Source organism: Pseudomonas sp. RIT-PI-S (assembly GCF_025642975.1).
In the GTDB taxonomy this organism is placed as follows: Bacteria; Pseudomonadota; Gammaproteobacteria; order Pseudomonadales; family Pseudomonadaceae; genus Aquipseudomonas.
On the sequence record NZ_JANZKJ010000002.1, the window covers coordinates 331,537 to 346,551 of the forward strand.

Consider the following 15,015-nt stretch of genomic DNA (forward strand, 5'->3'; position numbering starts at 1 on the left):
TGCCATGACCACGCCCGGCTTCCAGCCCGCTCGAGGCCTGCGTAACCCGCACCTGCAGACGCTATGGGGGCCGCTGTGGCGAAAGCCCCTCGCGTTGGCCAGGACCCGCGAGCGGCTATGGTTGGCCGATGGTGACTTCATCGACATCGACTGGCACGGCCCGCACCAGGCGCAAGCGCCGCTGGTGATTGTGCTGCACGGGCTGACCGGTTCCTCCCTATCGCCTTATGTACTGGGCATGCAACGCGCCTTGGCGGGCAAGGGGTGGGCCAGCGTGGCGTTGAACTGGCGCGGCTGCTCGGGTGAGCCGAATCTACTGCCGCGCAGTTACCATTCCGGCGCCAGCGAAGACCTTGCCGAGGTGATCGAGCTGCTACGCGCACGCAGGCCCCTGGCACCGTTGTATGCAGTCGGTTACTCGCTGGGCGGCAATATCCTGCTCAAGTATTTGGGCGAAACCGGCGATGCCTGCCCCTTGCAAGCCGGCGTCGCAGTATCCGTGCCCTTCCGTCTCGATCAGTGCGCCGACCGTATCAGCCTGGGCTTTTCGCGGATCTACCAAGCGCATTTCATGAAGGAAATGCTTGGTTACCTCAAGCACAAGCAGCAACGCTTCGAGCGGGAGGGCCATGGGCAACACTTGGCCGCACTGGCCGCGCTGGGGCCTTTGAAGGGTATCCGCACGTTCTGGGACTTCGATGGGCGAATCACCGCGCCACTGCATGGGTTCAACGATGCTCAGGACTACTACCGGCGCTCATCGAGCCGTTATTACCTCAAGCAGATAAAGCGGCCCTGCCTGATGATCCAGGCAGAAGACGACCCTTTCGTTTTCCCCCATAGCCTCCCGGAAGCCGATGAACTGGCCCCCGGTACGCTCTTCGAACGCCATGCCGGGGGCGGTCACGTGGGGTTCGTCGAGGGCAGCCTGCGCAACCCAGAGTACTACCTGGAGCGGCGCATCCCGCAATGGCTCAGCGGCCTTGAGGCACTAACACCGGCGGCAGTGGCTGCGCCAAGGCAGGACGGCCCGTTGACGGAGTCGGCCCAGTGGCCACCGGGCGTTGTGGGTCGGTGATCCACTCACTCCAGGAACCGGCATACAGCTTTGCCAGCGGAAGGCCTGCCAAGCACATCGCCAGCAGGTTGTGGCAAGCAGTGACCCCAGAACCGCAATACGCCACGACCTGCGTATCCGCCCCTGCGGTTGGCAGGTAGGGCGCAAAGCGCTCACGCAGCTGTTCGGGCGGCAGGAAGGTACCGTCCGGCTGAAGGTTCTTGGTGAAATCCAGGCAGTACGCCCCGGGGATGTGCCCGGCGACAGGGTCGATCGGTTCCGCGTCGCCGTTGAAGCGTGCCTGTGCCCGGGCGTCCAGCAGGGTAAGCCGGTCGTCACTCAGGTGCTCATGGATCTGGTGCGCGGTAACCGTCAAGTCGGCGTCCGGTTTGCCGCCAAAGTGCCCCCGTTCGCCCGGCGGCGGGTTGAGGCTCAACGGCAAGCGCGCCTCATGCCAGGCTTTGAGCCCACCATCGAGGATGTACACCCCGCTGCGCTTGCCCAACCAGACCAACAGCCACCAGGCCCGCGCCGCGTAAGCACCAGGGCCGTCGTCGTAAAGCACCACATCGGAGCCGGCGTTGATACCCCAGGTCTGCAGGCGATCGAGCAGATGCCCCGGGCTTGGCAATGGATGACGCCCGGTCACGCCCTTGACGACCTTTCCACTCAGATCACGCTCCAGGTCTGCAAGGCTCGCCCCTTCGATATGCCCCTGGGCATAGCTGCGACGGCCATAATCCAGATCCTGCAGCGAGGCACGGCAATCCAGTATGACCAAGCCTGGCTCTTCGAGCCGCTGGTACAGTTGCGTGGGCGTGATCAGTTGGGCGATGGGCATGTCAGGTTCCCCGGGAAATGGAGGATTGATCCGCAGGTCAGGCTGAAGTTCCGGAAACCGGCGCCATGGCCCGGGGGCTTGTCTCGGCGCGGTCGCCCCCCTTGAATTCGGCCATCAATGCCGCCACCGCGGAACTCGCTTGTGGTGTGGCGAAGCCTTGCAGCAGGCTCAGCGCCTGCCAGGCTCCCCGGCGTACTGCGGCAGGCGTAATGGCGGGCGCCGGCAGCGTTGTATAGAGATAACGAACCCATGATGTGAGAATCAACCAGGCGTTGATCGCCACGGCCTGCTGCGCTTGCGCGGTCATGTCGAGCATGCCGCACCCGCACAAGCCTTCGAGCAAGTTGCGCGCTTCTCGCAGGCAATCGACGGAAAACGCCTGGTGATCGGCGGCAAGGGCCGGGTCGGCTTGTATCAGATGCTCCAAGTCGCGGTAGATGAAGCGATAGTCCCATATGGCGGTGATCACGCCACCAACGCAATCGCGCAAGCGCTCTATCCCGGATGCGGCCCCTACAGGAGGCAGCAATACTTGACTGACGCTGCCTTGGTATCGGGCGAACAGCACGGCAACGATCTGTTGCTTGTTAGCGAAATGATAGTAGAGATTGCCTGGCGAGATGTCGGCCGCGGCTGCGATATGGTTGGTCGAGATGCTGCGCTCGCCATGCTCGTTGAACAGCGCGAGGCTGATGCTTACGATGCGCTCGCGGGTTTTAGACGCCGCCTTCACTGTGCGCGCTCCTTGGCCTGTACGGGCCAGGCATTGTCATTGTGTGCGCGATAGTGACACACAGCGCGCAGAATCGGCAGTTTGGCCCTAAAGACGCTGCAATAAGACGAGGCGTTTTTGCCAAGCAGCGCATGGATGATTACGGATTTGCTTGACGTGGCGCTGTGCCACCACTAGCGTTTATACACAGGGCGCTGACAGCCGTAAGCCGACGCCCTCACGCCAGTGAGGCTGTAATGAATTTATCGCGTGATGACGTGGTCGCCTTGTGGAAGAAACACCTGCAGGTCGATGTAGTGAATGACCAGGACAACTTCTTCGAGCTGGGTGGGGACTCGGTTCAGGTGCTGCACATGGTGTACGAACTGAGCCTGCGCTATAGCGCCTGGATGGACGTTCGGCGCTTTTATGCCAACCCGACGCCCGCCGGGCTGCTTGCTGCGACCGCCGCCTAGCGTCGAACGCTGTTGGCAATGGGCCCACGGCCCAACGGCCCGCATCGCTGGCGTGCCTGCTGCTGGCTGCGCTACCATCCCAGTCCCTAACGGCTTCCCCTCAGGACGACGCGATGAACCGAGTGTTGTATCCAGGCACCTTCGACCCTATTACCAAGGGCCATGGCGATCTGGTCGAGCGGGCTTCCCGCCTGTTTGACACCGTTGTGATCGCTGTCGCTGCCAGCCCCAAGAAAAATCCACTGTTCCCCTTGGAGCAACGGGTAGCGCTGGCCCGTGAAGTGACGGGTCACCTGCCGAATGTCGAGGTAGTGGGCTTTTCGACGCTGCTTGCCGCGTTCGCCAAGGAGCAGGGCGCCAATGTGCTATTGCGCGGCTTGCGCGCGGTGTCGGATTTCGAATACGAATTCCAGCTGGCTAACATGAACCGTCAGCTGGCGCCGGATATTGAAAGCCTGTTCCTGACGCCCTCGGAACGCTATTCGTTTATTTCCTCCACCTTGGTGCGCGAGATCGCAGCCTTGGGAGGGGATATCAGCAAGTTCGTGCATCCCGCGGTAGCGGATGCCCTGAAGCAGCGCTTCAACGGCTGACCCGACATGCCGGCGTGCAAGGCGCCTGTGATTGGGGCAAAATGCGCGCACTGTCTTTAAACGCCCAGGCGCCGGCCTGGGCTGGAGTTTCCATGTCTTTGATCATCACCGACGACTGCATCAATTGCGACGTCTGCGAACCCGAGTGCCCGAACGCTGCTATTTCCCAGGGGGAAGAGATCTACGTGATCGACCCAAGCCTGTGCACGCAATGCGTTGGCCATTATGACGAGCCCCAATGCCAGCAAGTGTGCCCGGTCGACTGCATCCCGCTGGACGAAGCCAACCCAGAAAGCCATGACCAGTTGATGGCTAAGTATCAGCGAATCACCGGCAAATCCTGAACCGTTCAGTTACGCCGGTTATAGCCGCTTTCGGTGCAGCCCAGGCAGCGCACGAAGGCCGCCTTGCCGGGATCTACCACCAGTGCCTTGCCGGCCGCCCCAACGTTACCCCCCAACGCGGTAAAGGGTAGCGACACCACGAACACACCAGCACCTATCACCGTGGCGGCAATCAGCAAAGGCCGCGCGACCAGCAGGTCGCCAATCATGGCGTAACCGGGCGGGGCCTGGACGTCATACACCGGGTCGCCACTGCTGTTGGTCTGCGCCACTTCAAGATCGGCGGACAGGCACGGCAGCGCTACAACCAGGGCCAGGATGAACGCTAGGACACGGAACGGCTTCATGTGGCTTCCTTTTTCCCACCGGGAAAACGACTGCGAGGTCAATTGACTATATCAGCGCATGGCTGGATGTCAGGCGGCGAATTATTTCTGACATCCCGGGCAATATACGCTGGCCCGCTGCCCGAGGCGTGTTTCTCTTAGTATCTTCCCGCATACCTTGCAGTACTCGCCGCCTCGGCCATAAGCGAACAGTTCTTGCTGGAAGTATCCGGGTTGCCCATCGCCGCCGATGAAATCCCGTAGTGTCGTGCCGCCGCGCTCGATGGCATAAGCCAGGATGCGCTTGATTTCGACCGCCAACCGGAGATAACGCCCCCGAGAAATGCCACCGGCGGGGCGGCGTGGGTCAATGCCGGCGGCAAACAGGGCTTCGGTGGCGTAGATGTTGCCAACGCCCACTACCACCGAGTTATCCATGATGAATGGCTTGACCGCTGCGCTACGGCCGCGCGACAGCGTGAACAGGCGGTCGCCGTCGAAAGCATCCGTCAACGGCTCAGGACCAAGACCGCTGAGCAGCTCGTGAGCGTGCGGATCATTGCTCCAGAGCATCGCGCCGAAACGCCTCGGGTCGGTATAGCGCAGCGCCAGGCCGCTCTCCAGTTCGATATCCACATGTTCATGCTTTAGTGGAGCTTGCCCGACAGGCACCAGCCGCAGGTTGCCGGACATCCCCAGGTGCGCGATAAGGGTGCCGACTTCAGCGTTGATCAGCAGGTATTTAGCCCGCCGCTCCACCGCAAGGATGCGCTGCCCGGACAACCGTGCGTCGAGATCGTCCGGTATCGGCCAGCGTAGCCGCCGATCTCGAACGATAACGCGGGAAACGCGCTGCCCTTCCAGGTGAGGCGCGATACCTCGGCGGGTGGTTTCAACTTCTGGCAGTTCAGGCATGCATTGGCTCGGTAGCGGCGTCCATTCGGACAATCGTTAATGGGTGCCGAAAGCGTATTCGCTCAGCGCCACATAATCGAGCCTTAGCGCCTGGGCTGGGTTCCCTCCATCGCCTGCGCCGCTGCATGTCGGCCACTCGGGCCTTGGGGCTCGCTCCCGGGTATAATCGCGCTCTTTTCTCGGAGCGACCTGATGTCCCTGCCCAGCCTTCGCCTTAAAGCCAACGCCGACCGCCGGTTGCGCGCCGGTCACCTATGGGTGTTCAGTAACGAGGTGGACGTTGCCGCGACACCACTGCATGGCTTTCAGGCAGGCGACCAGGCCATACTCGAAGCCGCTGGTGGCAAGCCGCTGGGAGTGGTCGCGGTTAGCCCGAACAACTTGATTTGCGCGCGGCTGGTGTCACGCGATCCACGCCTGGCGCTGGACAAATCCTTACTGGTGCATCGGCTTAATGTCGCGCTTTCGCTACGCGAGCGGTTGTTCGACAAGCCGTTCTATCGTTTGGTTTATGGCGACTCTGACCTACTCCCGGGCCTGGTGGTGGATCGTTTCGGCGACGTTGTGGTGGTGCAACTGGCTTCCGCCACGATGGAAGCGCACAAGGACGACGTGCTGGCGGCACTGATCCAGGTGCTCAAGCCTAGCGGCGTGTTGTTCAAGAACGATTCCTCGGCGCGGGATGCCGAGGGCTTGCAGCGCTATGTGGAAACGCCTTTTGGCGTGGTACCGGAATGGGTGGCCTTGGAAGAAAACGGCGTGAAGTTCGAGGCCCCGGTGATGCAAGGGCAGAAAACCGGTTGGTTCTATGACCACCGCATGAACCGCGCCCGCCTGGCGCCTTATGTAAAGGGCAAGCGTGTGCTGGACCTGTTCAGCTATATCGGTGGCTGGGGGGTGCAGGCCGGGGCGTTCGGCGCCAGTGAAGTGTTCTGCGTCGACGCCTCGGCCTTTGCGCTCGATGGGGTTGAGCGTAACGCTGCCCTTAACGGCTTCGCGGAAAAAGTCACCTGCATCGAAGGCGACGTATTTGAAGCCATGAAGGAGCTCAAGGCAGCTGAAGAGCGCTTCGACGTGATCATCGCCGACCCGCCTGCCTTCATCAAACGCAAGAAAGACCTGAAGAACGGCGAAGGGGCCTACCGCCGCTTGAATGAACAAGCCATGCGCCTGCTCGGCAAGGACGGCATCCTGGTCAGCGCGTCTTGCTCGATGCACCTGCCTGAAGACGACCTGCAAAACATCCTGCTCACCAGCGCCCGCCACCTGGACCGTAACCTCCAGCTACTCGAACGCGGCGGCCAGGGCCCGGACCACCCGGTACACCCAGCCATTCCAGAAACCCGTTACATCAAGAGCATTACTTGCCGGTTGTTGCCTAATAGCTAACGAAGGCTCCATATTTCTCCAAATTGAGAGAAATGAAGCCGCCCCTCGCCTGCGCGGCGCCCCTTTGTGACGTGGACGACTTGTTATCCTGAGCACGTAGTGGCGCTGGCGCGGCGCCCTCTTCTGCCAGCTTTCATTCGCGAGCAAGCTCGGCTATCTACGGCACCTGTTTGACAATAACTTTACCCATGGAATCTCCATCTCGCCTCACAGCCCGCCCACAGCTACCCTTAACGCCAATCGACTAAACCCTGTACGAAATCGTTTGGAACGAAGGTCAGGCGAGAAGGCAGACTGGGCCTGCATTCAGGTTTACTTGGCGTAAATAAGCATTCCGAACCGATTTTCAACGCAGCATCGTCGAGTACCAAAATATTTCAGTTCTAATCCGTGTGGATGACGCTTGGTAGCGATCGCTTGGGCTCCCGAGCGGCAAGAGCTTGATGAGTTACACCCTAGCGCGTTTAAGTTCCATCCCCTAATACGTAACATTCGGAAACTTAACCAACCAGCGCTGGACTATCCTTGCCTAGAAATTGCCATGCACTAGCCTCCATGCCGGCATGTCGACCAGCTAAAAAAATTAAAACTGGCCTAAATCCGTTCTGACGCGGTTTTCAAAGCAAACAGTAAAGTTTCCTACAGTATTTTCAGCCCTTCGCGCCCTACCAGACCCTTGATTATAAAATTCCTGCCATTACTCTGTGACTGTCACATGTCGTGACTTCAAGGAGAAAATCATGAAAAAGGTAAGTCTTGAGAATCGCAAAATGGAAAATCTGCACTGCGTAGTAATTGTTTCCTAAGAACATCCAACTAGGTGCAAAGTTCAAGGTGGTAGCAGAATCCTGCTACCACCTCAGGGCCCATCCATATGAATATCAATACCGACTTTATACTGCTATCAAAAGACAACGCCATAATTGCTTGGAACTACGTCGAACACACACAATATCAGCTTTCTACATCTTATAGCCTGCGCTATGTAGAACTGATGTGTAAACCGCAAATGTACGACCCGCACAACCCTATAGACAAAGATCTCGCGGACTACGGCTTGGTCAAAGATTTTTCATCTTGTACCCGCGATTGGGGCTGGGACATTTTGTCTGAAATATTTCATTACGGCACCAAAGATCTTGATACATCCAACTGCCCCGCAGATGAAGAAGCCTGGGCCGAGGCCTATATTGCCCACTGCGAAGAAATACTCGTAAAAACCAATCAAAAACCGCCCACAACATCCATTCTAGAATTAGAAAAAATTCCGCTTCCGACAAGCCCCATGCCTATAATTACACTCGAAGATGCTTTCCTATTACGAAAGACATGTCGAGACTTCCACGCGATGCCGGTAAACTTGCAGCAGCTAAGCGTAGTATTGAAGGCGACCCTTGGCTTCCGTCAGGCAGAAAACAACCAAAATATACCTTTAGAATTTTCGATCCGTCGCTATAGCCCGAGCGGCGGTGGCATGAACGCCACTAATGGGTATGTCTACATAAATTCGGTAGGTGAACTAAAGCGAGGCTTCTATAAATATGATCCAAATGACCATAGCATCATCTTAATAAAGTCTACGGGACGAGATCTGGGGAGCATAACGAATGGTCAGCATTTCTCGGATACCGCCGCTTTTGCCATATTATTGACGTCTCGCCTAAATAGGCTGTGGTGGAAATACAGCCATTCTAGAGCATACAGAATGGCGCTCATTGAGCTCGGGCATCATTCACAAACTGCGCTTTTATCAATAGCTGCGACAGGCTTAAAGAGTTGGATTACGGGGGCTCTAGAAGACACGATTATTGAAACAGAACTTGGTATAGCCGGCACTCATGAGCAAGTTTTCTTTTGTATTGCTGCTGGTCATGGCACCGATTCACCAATTTCCAAAGCGCTATTGCAAAGGTTGAATGGAAATGAAAATAATTCCGTGTAAAAAAGGGTACCAATGGGAAACCCATTCCTGCGTAAGGGCGAGAGCTTATAGATATGACTTAACCATATCGGACTTTAAAAAAGATCTATTTCCAAGGGAAATGACCGGTTATTTTGATAGCCCCGTAATATCTGCTTTACCATTGCAAAACCAAAGAAGGCTGTTAGCATATCATCTCCAAGATTTCTTAGAATACACCGTAACTTTAGAGCACACTATCGTAAATCCTGCTCTACAGCTCGTAGTAACATCAGAGCTATTTCAAGACTTTCCATCCAAACTAAAAGATCAAGCCTATCAATTTTATACTGACGAAGGATACCATGCGTACTTTTCACACCGACTATCATCTACGGTCGGATTAAATTATTGCTTGAAAAAGTCGTTGACCGCCTCTCGCCGAATAACGCGATTAGCAGGCCTCTCATCGTCCCAAGAAATTTTTGTTCCGAATGAAATTATTTGCTTTTTAAAGGCTTTTGCATCTGAGACGCTAATCTCCAAAGAGCTTGCAAACCTGCAACTTCCTTCAATCTCAAAGCCCGTACTTGCCATGTTTAAGGATCATATGTATGACGAGGCGAGGCACTGTGAATTTTTTTGCGAGCTATTTGTAGAACTTCACAAGAAAATTTGCTTGACCCCTATGATCCCTGTCCTTCTCGACATATTAGATATTTTTTTCGAAGTCGATGAGCCAAATATGACACACCGCCTATTACTTTCGGAAGGCAACGAAGAGGATGTGAATGGACTAATAGCCTCTGCTAGAACCAACCTCATAGCGGCCAAGAAAGAACGTTGTACTACTCCGCTGCGCGTTTTGAAAAGGCTAGGTCTATTTTCTACCGCGGAGGCTGACATCATTAACCGAGGATACGCATGAAGACTAATTTTTTTGATAGTCTTAAGTCGAAACCATCTCTTGCATTCCTACTAATTTTGATGAGTGCTTTAGGAGTTATCCCACTAGACGTGATACTTCCATCCATTTCTTCTATCTCAGATGAGTTCCGAATCACAACATCTGAAGCATCCGCTGGAATCGCACTCTTCACAGTAGGCGTGGCGATAGCCCAAAGTATTATTGGGCCAATATCTGATCAAATCGGAAGGAAGCGAACTTTTCTATTCTGCCTAACAATGGCCATATGTGGCTCTTGGGGATGTGCACTGGCAGACAGTACGGAAAAATTTTATGCCTTCCGGGCAATGCAGGCTATTGGATGCGGCGGATTCGTATTATCTCAGGCATTTATTCAAGATATTTTTTCACCTTACGAGAGAATGAGACAGCGTATTCTACTCACATCAGCAAGCGGAGTCTTCATTTCTATCTCGCCTGCTTTTGGAGTTCTTCTCCAAAATTATTATGGCTGGAAAGGCAGTTTCTATGCCTTCGCCGCGCTGGGTTTAGTAGTCGCCATGATTGCTGCAATGGCACTCCCAGGAAAAACTACTAAACCCCCTATTTTAGCCGGCAGCGCAGCTCTTTTCACAGTTGATACTATCCGCTTCATACACGGCGGCCTTATAGCGACGATCACATTTGCAAGTCATTTTTCCTTCATCATTCTGTCGCCCGTGATTTTCATTGAAATGCTTCAACTCAGCTTGGAACAATATGGTGCAATTATGCTGCTATATGGAACTTCCTACGTCGCAGGTGGTTTTGCTGCCAACTTTTTAAGCAGAAGAATAAGTAACCGCACCCAAATTTTTATCGGCCTCTGGCTCATAGTCGCAGGCAGTCTCAGCATGGCCATCTTGCACACGCTCTTAGGCATGACGAGCCTCACGGTCATAAGCTCCATAATCATTTCTAGTTGCGGCGTGACCCTGGCCAGGCCGGCCGCAACAACTATCGCTATGGAAGCCATGCCTCAACGAGCTGGCACGGCGGCATCTGGACTGAATACGTTGATGTTCGTCGGTGGGGGTGCGATCAGCTTTGGCCTTGGGCTGTTCGCACCGTTCGCACAATGGCTGTTGCCCACTGCCCTATTCTTAATGGCAGTGACCGGCCTTTTACTTTGCACATTCCGCCCATTGTGCGTTCACCTAAGCCCTCATTAGTTGCCGAACACATAAAGAGCCTGCGGGCAGTCTTGGTGCGGGCGTATCTAAAGCTCCAACACCTGGCTGGCGATGGCGAAGTACACCAGCACCCCGGCCGCGTCGGCAATGGACGTGATCAAGGGCCCGCTGGCGGTAGCGGGGTCCATCCGCAGGCGGCTCAGCAGGAACGGCAGGCTCATGCCGATCACGCTGCCTACCATCACGATAATGACCATGCTGCTGGCCACAATCACGGCAATGTCTGGGCCGCCTCGCATTACCCCAAGCAGCGCCACCGCGGCAGCCATGGTAATGCCCAGGGCCAGGGCGACGAGGCATTCGCGCCCAAGCAGCTTGACCCAATCGCGCAGCACCACTTCCCCCGTCGCCAACGCGCGCACCATCAGGGTCGCAGACTGGGCACCGGCATTGCCACCGCTGTCCACCAGCAGTGGCAGGAAGAATACCAAGGCGATATTGGCAGCGATCACATCCTCGAACGCGGCGATCCCGGCTCCAGAGAACAGGTTGCCGAACACCAGCAGCACCAGCCACAGCACCCGCTTGCGGTACAGCAAGCCCACGGTGGCGTCGCGCAAATTGCCAATGTGCGTGGCGATGGAGGCACCTTTGTGGAAGTCTTCGGTCGCCTCGTCGACCACCACGTCCATCGCGTCGTCGCACGTGACAATCCCCACCAGTTGCTGGTCGTCATTGACGATGGGCAATGCCAACAGGTCATAGTCGCTGATAAGCCGTGCGACTCGCTCCTGCGGGCAGCCTACTGGCGCGCTCACTACCTGGTCGCTAGCGAGGCTGGCAACGCTGGCGCCTGGTTCGGCCAGCACCAGATCACGCAGGGATAGCACCCCGGCCAACCGCCGTTGCGCGTCCAGCACATAGGCCTGGTAAATGGTCTCGGCCTCTGGCGCGCTACGGCGCAAGGAAGCAATGGCGTCGGCCACGCTCATGGCAGCGTCGACCGTGCAGTATTCGCTGGTCATGATCGCGCCGGCAGTTCCTTCGCGGTGCGCGCTGAGCTTGAGCAGATCATCCCGCTCCGCCTGGGCGAGCGCGGTGAGCAACGTGCCGCGCACGCTCTCCCCCAAGCGCTGGAAGAGGTCGGCGCGCTCGTCGGCGGACATCGCGCTGACCAGCCGCGCCAATTGTACCCGAGGCATCTGCGCGGTCAGTTCGACCTGGCGCGCCAGCGGAAGGTAGCCGAACACCTCGGCGCGCTTGGCAAGGTCTACCCTGCCGAGGGTTTCGAGGGCCGCCTCGCAGTTCATGAGGGCAAGGTAGCGGGCGATGTCCGCGGCCAATTGAGCCTTGGCGGCGGTCGCCACGTTTGGCTGGTCCAGCGGTGCGGTGGAAGGGAAAAGGGTATGGGTCATAAGGTTCTCCGGGCGCATTGGCGCGGCCGGGAACATGCGACGCTTAGCCGCTCAGCTCACCGGGCCAGGCGCCAGCACGCCTGTATCGTCGAGTAGTGGTAGGTCAATGACCTGGGAAGGTCCATTCAGGGGCTCTCTGATCACCGCATATGCGGCGGAGGGGATAGTAGGGAGGCAGACGGAGCGAAACCAGCCCAACCAGGCCTGCTGAAACGTTTCTCCGAACATTCCTACAGCCGTTGTCTGTTCCTGGCGAGAAACGCCCACCGTCAGCAATCGCGTTCCTTCGGGCCGCCAGCGGTGTAGAATCGAGCTATTCATCGCCAAACATCCCCCGGCGGGTTTATGAGCCAGGCCCGAGCTTGCGGCGATCCCGCGCAGCTGTCGGCCACTTCCGCGAGGGCAGCCCAACGGCTACCTGGCCCGGAACCGCATAAGGCTCAATTTCCCTGGAACCTGATTTGCCGCCCGGAGTGCTCCATGCCTGATTACCGCTCGAAAACGTCCACCCATGGCCGCAACATGGCCGGCGCCCGCGCCCTGTGGCGTGCTACGGGGATGAAAGACGACGACTTCAAAAAGCCGATCATCGCCATCGCCAACTCCTTTACGCAGTTCGTGCCTGGCCACGTACACCTCAAGGACCTGGGCCAACTGGTCGCCCGGGAGGTAGAGCGCGCAGGTGGCGTGGCGAAGGAGTTCAACACCATCGCGGTGGACGACGGCATCGCCATGGGCCATGACGGCATGCTCTATTCCCTGCCCAGCCGCGAGATCATCGCCGACTCGGTGGAGTACATGGTCAACGCCCACTGCGCGGACGCCATCGTTTGTATCTCCAACTGCGACAAAATCACGCCCGGGATGCTCATGGCGGCCCTGCGCCTGAACATCCCGGTGATCTTCGTCTCTGGCGGCCCGATGGAAGCCGGCAAGACCAAGCTGGCCAGCCACGGACTGGATCTGGTCGACGCCATGGTCATCGCTGCTGACAGCACCGCTTCGGACGAAAAAGTCGCCGAGTACGAACGCAGCGCCTGCCCCACGTGCGGCTCATGCTCAGGAATGTTCACCGCCAACTCGATGAACTGCCTGACCGAAGCCCTGGGCCTGGCCCTGCCAGGCAATGGCTCGATCGTTGCAACCCACTCCGACCGTGAACAATTGTTCCTACGCGCTGGCCGTACCATCGTGGAGATCGCCAAACGCTATTACCACGACAACGACGAATCGGTGCTGCCACGCTCCATCGCATCGTTCAAGGCCTTCGAGAACGCGATGACCCTGGACATCGCCATGGGCGGTTCCACCAACACCATTCTCCACCTGCTGGCGGCGGCCCAAGAGGCCGAGCTGCACTTCGACCTGCGTGACATCGACCGCCTTTCCCGCCTGGTGCCGCAGCTGTGCAAGGTGGCGCCCAACACACCCAAGTACCACATGGAGGACGTGCACCGCGCAGGCGGCATCTTCGGCATCCTGGGGGAGCTGGCGCGTGCGGGCCTGCTGCATACCGACGTGCCCACGGTGCATAGCCCGAGCATGGCCGCGGCCATTGCCCAATGGGACATCACCCAGACCTCCGACGAAGCCGTGCGTGAGTTCTATCGCGCGGGCCCGGCGGGCATCCCCACGCAGGTAGCGTTCAGCCAGAGCACCCGCTGGGAAAGCCTGGACGATGACCGTGCCGAGGGCTGTATCCGCAACCTGGAACACGCCTACTCGCTCGAAGGCGGCCTGGCGGTACTCTACGGCAACCTGGCGGTGGATGGCTGCGTGGTCAAGACAGCGGGCGTGGACGAGTCCATCCACCGCTTCGAGGGCAACGCTAAGATTTTCGAAAGCCAGGACAGCGCCGTGCGGGGCATCCTCAACGATGAGGTGAAAGCCGGCGACGTGGTGATCATCCGCTACGAAGGGCCGAAAGGCGGCCCGGGCATGCAGGAAATGCTCTACCCCACCTCGTATTTGAAGTCCAAGGGGCTGGGCAAGGACTGCGCGCTGCTCACCGATGGCCGTTTCTCTGGTGGCACCTCGGGATTATCCATCGGCCACGCTTCGCCAGAAGCTGCTGCCGGCGGGACCATCGCGCTGGCGCGCAACGGCGACAAAGTGCTGATCGACATTCCCAACCGCTCGATCAACCTGCTGGTGGATGACGGCGAACTGGCCGCGCGGCGCACCGACCAGGATGAAAAAGGCTGGAAGCCCGCCGAGGCCCGCCCGCGCAAGGTGACCACCGCGCTCAAGGCCTATGCCCTGCTGGCCACCAGCGCCGACAAGGGCGCTGTGCGCAACAAGGCCATGCTCGACGGCTAACCCTATAGGCGAAGGCCGGCGTCGATCGGATGCCGGCCGCTATAGCAGCGCGGCTTGCCGGCGGCGAGGGTGCCCGGGCTGCGCCTAGTCCCATAGCGGCCGGGATGTCTTTATCCCAAGCCTAAATCAGGCCCGCTCCCACACTTCGAAGTGATAAGCCGGGGCTGCGCCCTCTGCCGGGTTGGGTGTGTCCGTTACTTTTTTCCAGGCCGTTCGGTCGAAAGCCGGGAAGAAGGCGTCGCCGTCCGGTTCGGCCTCAACTCGGGTCAGGTACAGCCGGTCAGCGTTCGGCAAGCCAAGCTCGTACAACTGGGCGCCGCCAATCAGCATCACCTCGCCCACACCCTGCTCACGCGCCCAGGCTTCGGCACGGGTCACAGCGGCCTGCAGTGACGGATAGACCTCGGCGCCTTCCAGCCTGAGCCCTACCTGGCGGCTGACCACCAGGTTCAGACGGCCGGGTAGCGGGCGGCCGAGCGAGTCCCAGGTTTTACGGCCCATGATGATGGGCTTGCCTAAGGTAGTCGCTTTGAAATAGCGAAAATCCCCTGGCAAATGCCAGGGCATGCGGTTGTCGATGCCGATGACGCCGTTCGTGGCATGCGCGGCGATCAAGCTTAGAGTGAGGGTCTTATTCATGCCGGCGAGG

Annotated in this window: 15 protein-coding genes; 9 read left to right on the top strand and 6 right to left on the bottom strand. The window is 58.1% G+C overall.

The genetic code is table 11. The annotated features are described in order from the left end of the window. Nucleotides 1-4: 4 nt before the first annotated feature. Nucleotides 5-1,078 carry a hydrolase gene (locus OGL93_RS05525; protein WP_263261374.1) on the top strand — a complete coding sequence of 358 codons (1,074 nt, stop codon included), beginning with the start codon at nucleotides 5-7 and terminating at the stop codon, nucleotides 1,076-1,078. Here OGL93_RS05525 and OGL93_RS05530 read toward each other — a convergent pair. Further along, nucleotides 975-1,898 carry a sulfurtransferase gene (locus OGL93_RS05530; RefSeq protein ID WP_263261375.1) on the bottom strand — a complete coding sequence of 308 codons (924 nt, stop codon included), beginning with the start codon at nucleotides 1,896-1,898 and terminating at the stop codon, nucleotides 975-977. The two genes, OGL93_RS05525 and OGL93_RS05530, sit on opposite strands and share 104 nt — an antisense overlap. A gap of 37 nt (nucleotides 1,899-1,935) precedes the next feature. Then, nucleotides 1,936-2,631 (bottom strand): TetR/AcrR family transcriptional regulator, encoded by a 696-nt coding sequence (locus tag OGL93_RS05535; protein ID WP_263261376.1) that lies wholly within the window; start codon nucleotides 2,629-2,631, stop codon nucleotides 1,936-1,938. A gap of 236 nt (nucleotides 2,632-2,867) precedes the next feature. Between OGL93_RS05535 and OGL93_RS05540 the strand changes: the two genes are divergently transcribed. The 3 genes from OGL93_RS05540 (at nucleotide 2,868) to OGL93_RS05550 (ending at nucleotide 4,023) form a co-directional block, all read left to right on the top strand. Next, on the top strand, nucleotides 2,868-3,086 hold the full coding sequence (locus tag OGL93_RS05540; protein ID WP_263261377.1) for a phosphopantetheine-binding protein: 219 nt from the start codon (nucleotides 2,868-2,870) through the stop codon (nucleotides 3,084-3,086). A gap of 113 nt (nucleotides 3,087-3,199) precedes the next feature. Then, nucleotides 3,200-3,679 carry a pantetheine-phosphate adenylyltransferase gene (coaD, locus tag OGL93_RS05545; RefSeq protein ID WP_263261378.1) on the top strand — a complete coding sequence of 160 codons (480 nt, stop codon included), beginning with the start codon at nucleotides 3,200-3,202 and terminating at the stop codon, nucleotides 3,677-3,679. A 92-nt stretch (nucleotides 3,680-3,771) separates the two neighbouring features. Continuing rightward, nucleotides 3,772-4,023 (top strand): YfhL family 4Fe-4S dicluster ferredoxin, encoded by a 252-nt coding sequence (locus OGL93_RS05550; RefSeq protein ID WP_263261379.1) that lies wholly within the window; start codon nucleotides 3,772-3,774, stop codon nucleotides 4,021-4,023. Nucleotides 4,024-4,028: 5 nt separating this feature from the next. Here the strand turns inward: OGL93_RS05550 and OGL93_RS05555 are convergent, their stop codons facing one another. Together OGL93_RS05555 and mutM are read right to left on the bottom strand one after the other, a co-directional pair. Further along, entirely contained in the window at nucleotides 4,029-4,370 is a 342-nt protein-coding gene (locus OGL93_RS05555; RefSeq protein WP_263261380.1) for a multidrug transporter, read from the bottom strand. A gap of 81 nt (nucleotides 4,371-4,451) precedes the next feature. Beyond that, nucleotides 4,452-5,264, bottom strand: coding sequence for a bifunctional DNA-formamidopyrimidine glycosylase/DNA-(apurinic or apyrimidinic site) lyase (gene mutM, locus OGL93_RS05560; RefSeq protein ID WP_263261381.1), 813 nt, complete (start codon nucleotides 5,262-5,264; stop codon nucleotides 4,452-4,454). A gap of 192 nt (nucleotides 5,265-5,456) precedes the next feature. Between mutM and OGL93_RS05565 the strand changes: the two genes are divergently transcribed. The 4 genes from OGL93_RS05565 (at nucleotide 5,457) to OGL93_RS05580 (ending at nucleotide 10,671) form a co-directional block, all read left to right on the top strand. Next, entirely contained in the window at nucleotides 5,457-6,653 is a 1,197-nt protein-coding gene (locus OGL93_RS05565; protein ID WP_263261382.1) for a class I SAM-dependent rRNA methyltransferase, read from the top strand. An 874-nt stretch (nucleotides 6,654-7,527) separates the two neighbouring features. Then, entirely contained in the window at nucleotides 7,528-8,595 is a 1,068-nt protein-coding gene (locus OGL93_RS05570) for a SagB/ThcOx family dehydrogenase (protein ID WP_263261383.1), read from the top strand. After that, nucleotides 8,576-9,481: a diiron oxygenase gene (locus OGL93_RS05575; RefSeq protein WP_263261384.1), complete on the top strand. Its 906-nt coding sequence runs from the start codon at nucleotides 8,576-8,578 to the stop codon at nucleotides 9,479-9,481. The genes OGL93_RS05570 and OGL93_RS05575 overlap by 20 nt, the downstream gene beginning before the upstream one ends. Beyond that, nucleotides 9,478-10,671: an MFS transporter gene (locus tag OGL93_RS05580; protein ID WP_263261385.1), complete on the top strand. Its 1,194-nt coding sequence runs from the start codon at nucleotides 9,478-9,480 to the stop codon at nucleotides 10,669-10,671. The genes OGL93_RS05575 and OGL93_RS05580 overlap by 4 nt, the downstream gene beginning before the upstream one ends. A 47-nt stretch (nucleotides 10,672-10,718) precedes the next feature. Here the strand turns inward: OGL93_RS05580 and mgtE are convergent, their stop codons facing one another. Beyond that, nucleotides 10,719-12,047 carry a magnesium transporter gene (gene mgtE / locus OGL93_RS05585; protein ID WP_263261386.1) on the bottom strand — a complete coding sequence of 443 codons (1,329 nt, stop codon included), beginning with the start codon at nucleotides 12,045-12,047 and terminating at the stop codon, nucleotides 10,719-10,721. Between the two features lie 480 nt (nucleotides 12,048-12,527). Here mgtE and ilvD point away from each other — a divergent pair, with 480 nt between their 5' ends. Then, nucleotides 12,528-14,366, top strand: coding sequence for a dihydroxy-acid dehydratase (gene ilvD, locus OGL93_RS05590; RefSeq protein WP_263261387.1), 1,839 nt, complete (start codon nucleotides 12,528-12,530; stop codon nucleotides 14,364-14,366). A 126-nt stretch (nucleotides 14,367-14,492) separates the two neighbouring features. On the opposite strand, the gene OGL93_RS05595 is transcribed toward ilvD, so the two are convergent. After that, the gene (locus OGL93_RS05595; protein ID WP_263261388.1) at nucleotides 14,493-15,005 is read right to left on the bottom strand and encodes a dihydrofolate reductase; all 513 of its coding nucleotides are present in this window, start codon (nucleotides 15,003-15,005) and stop codon (nucleotides 14,493-14,495) included. Nucleotides 15,006-15,015 lie beyond the last annotated feature (10 nt).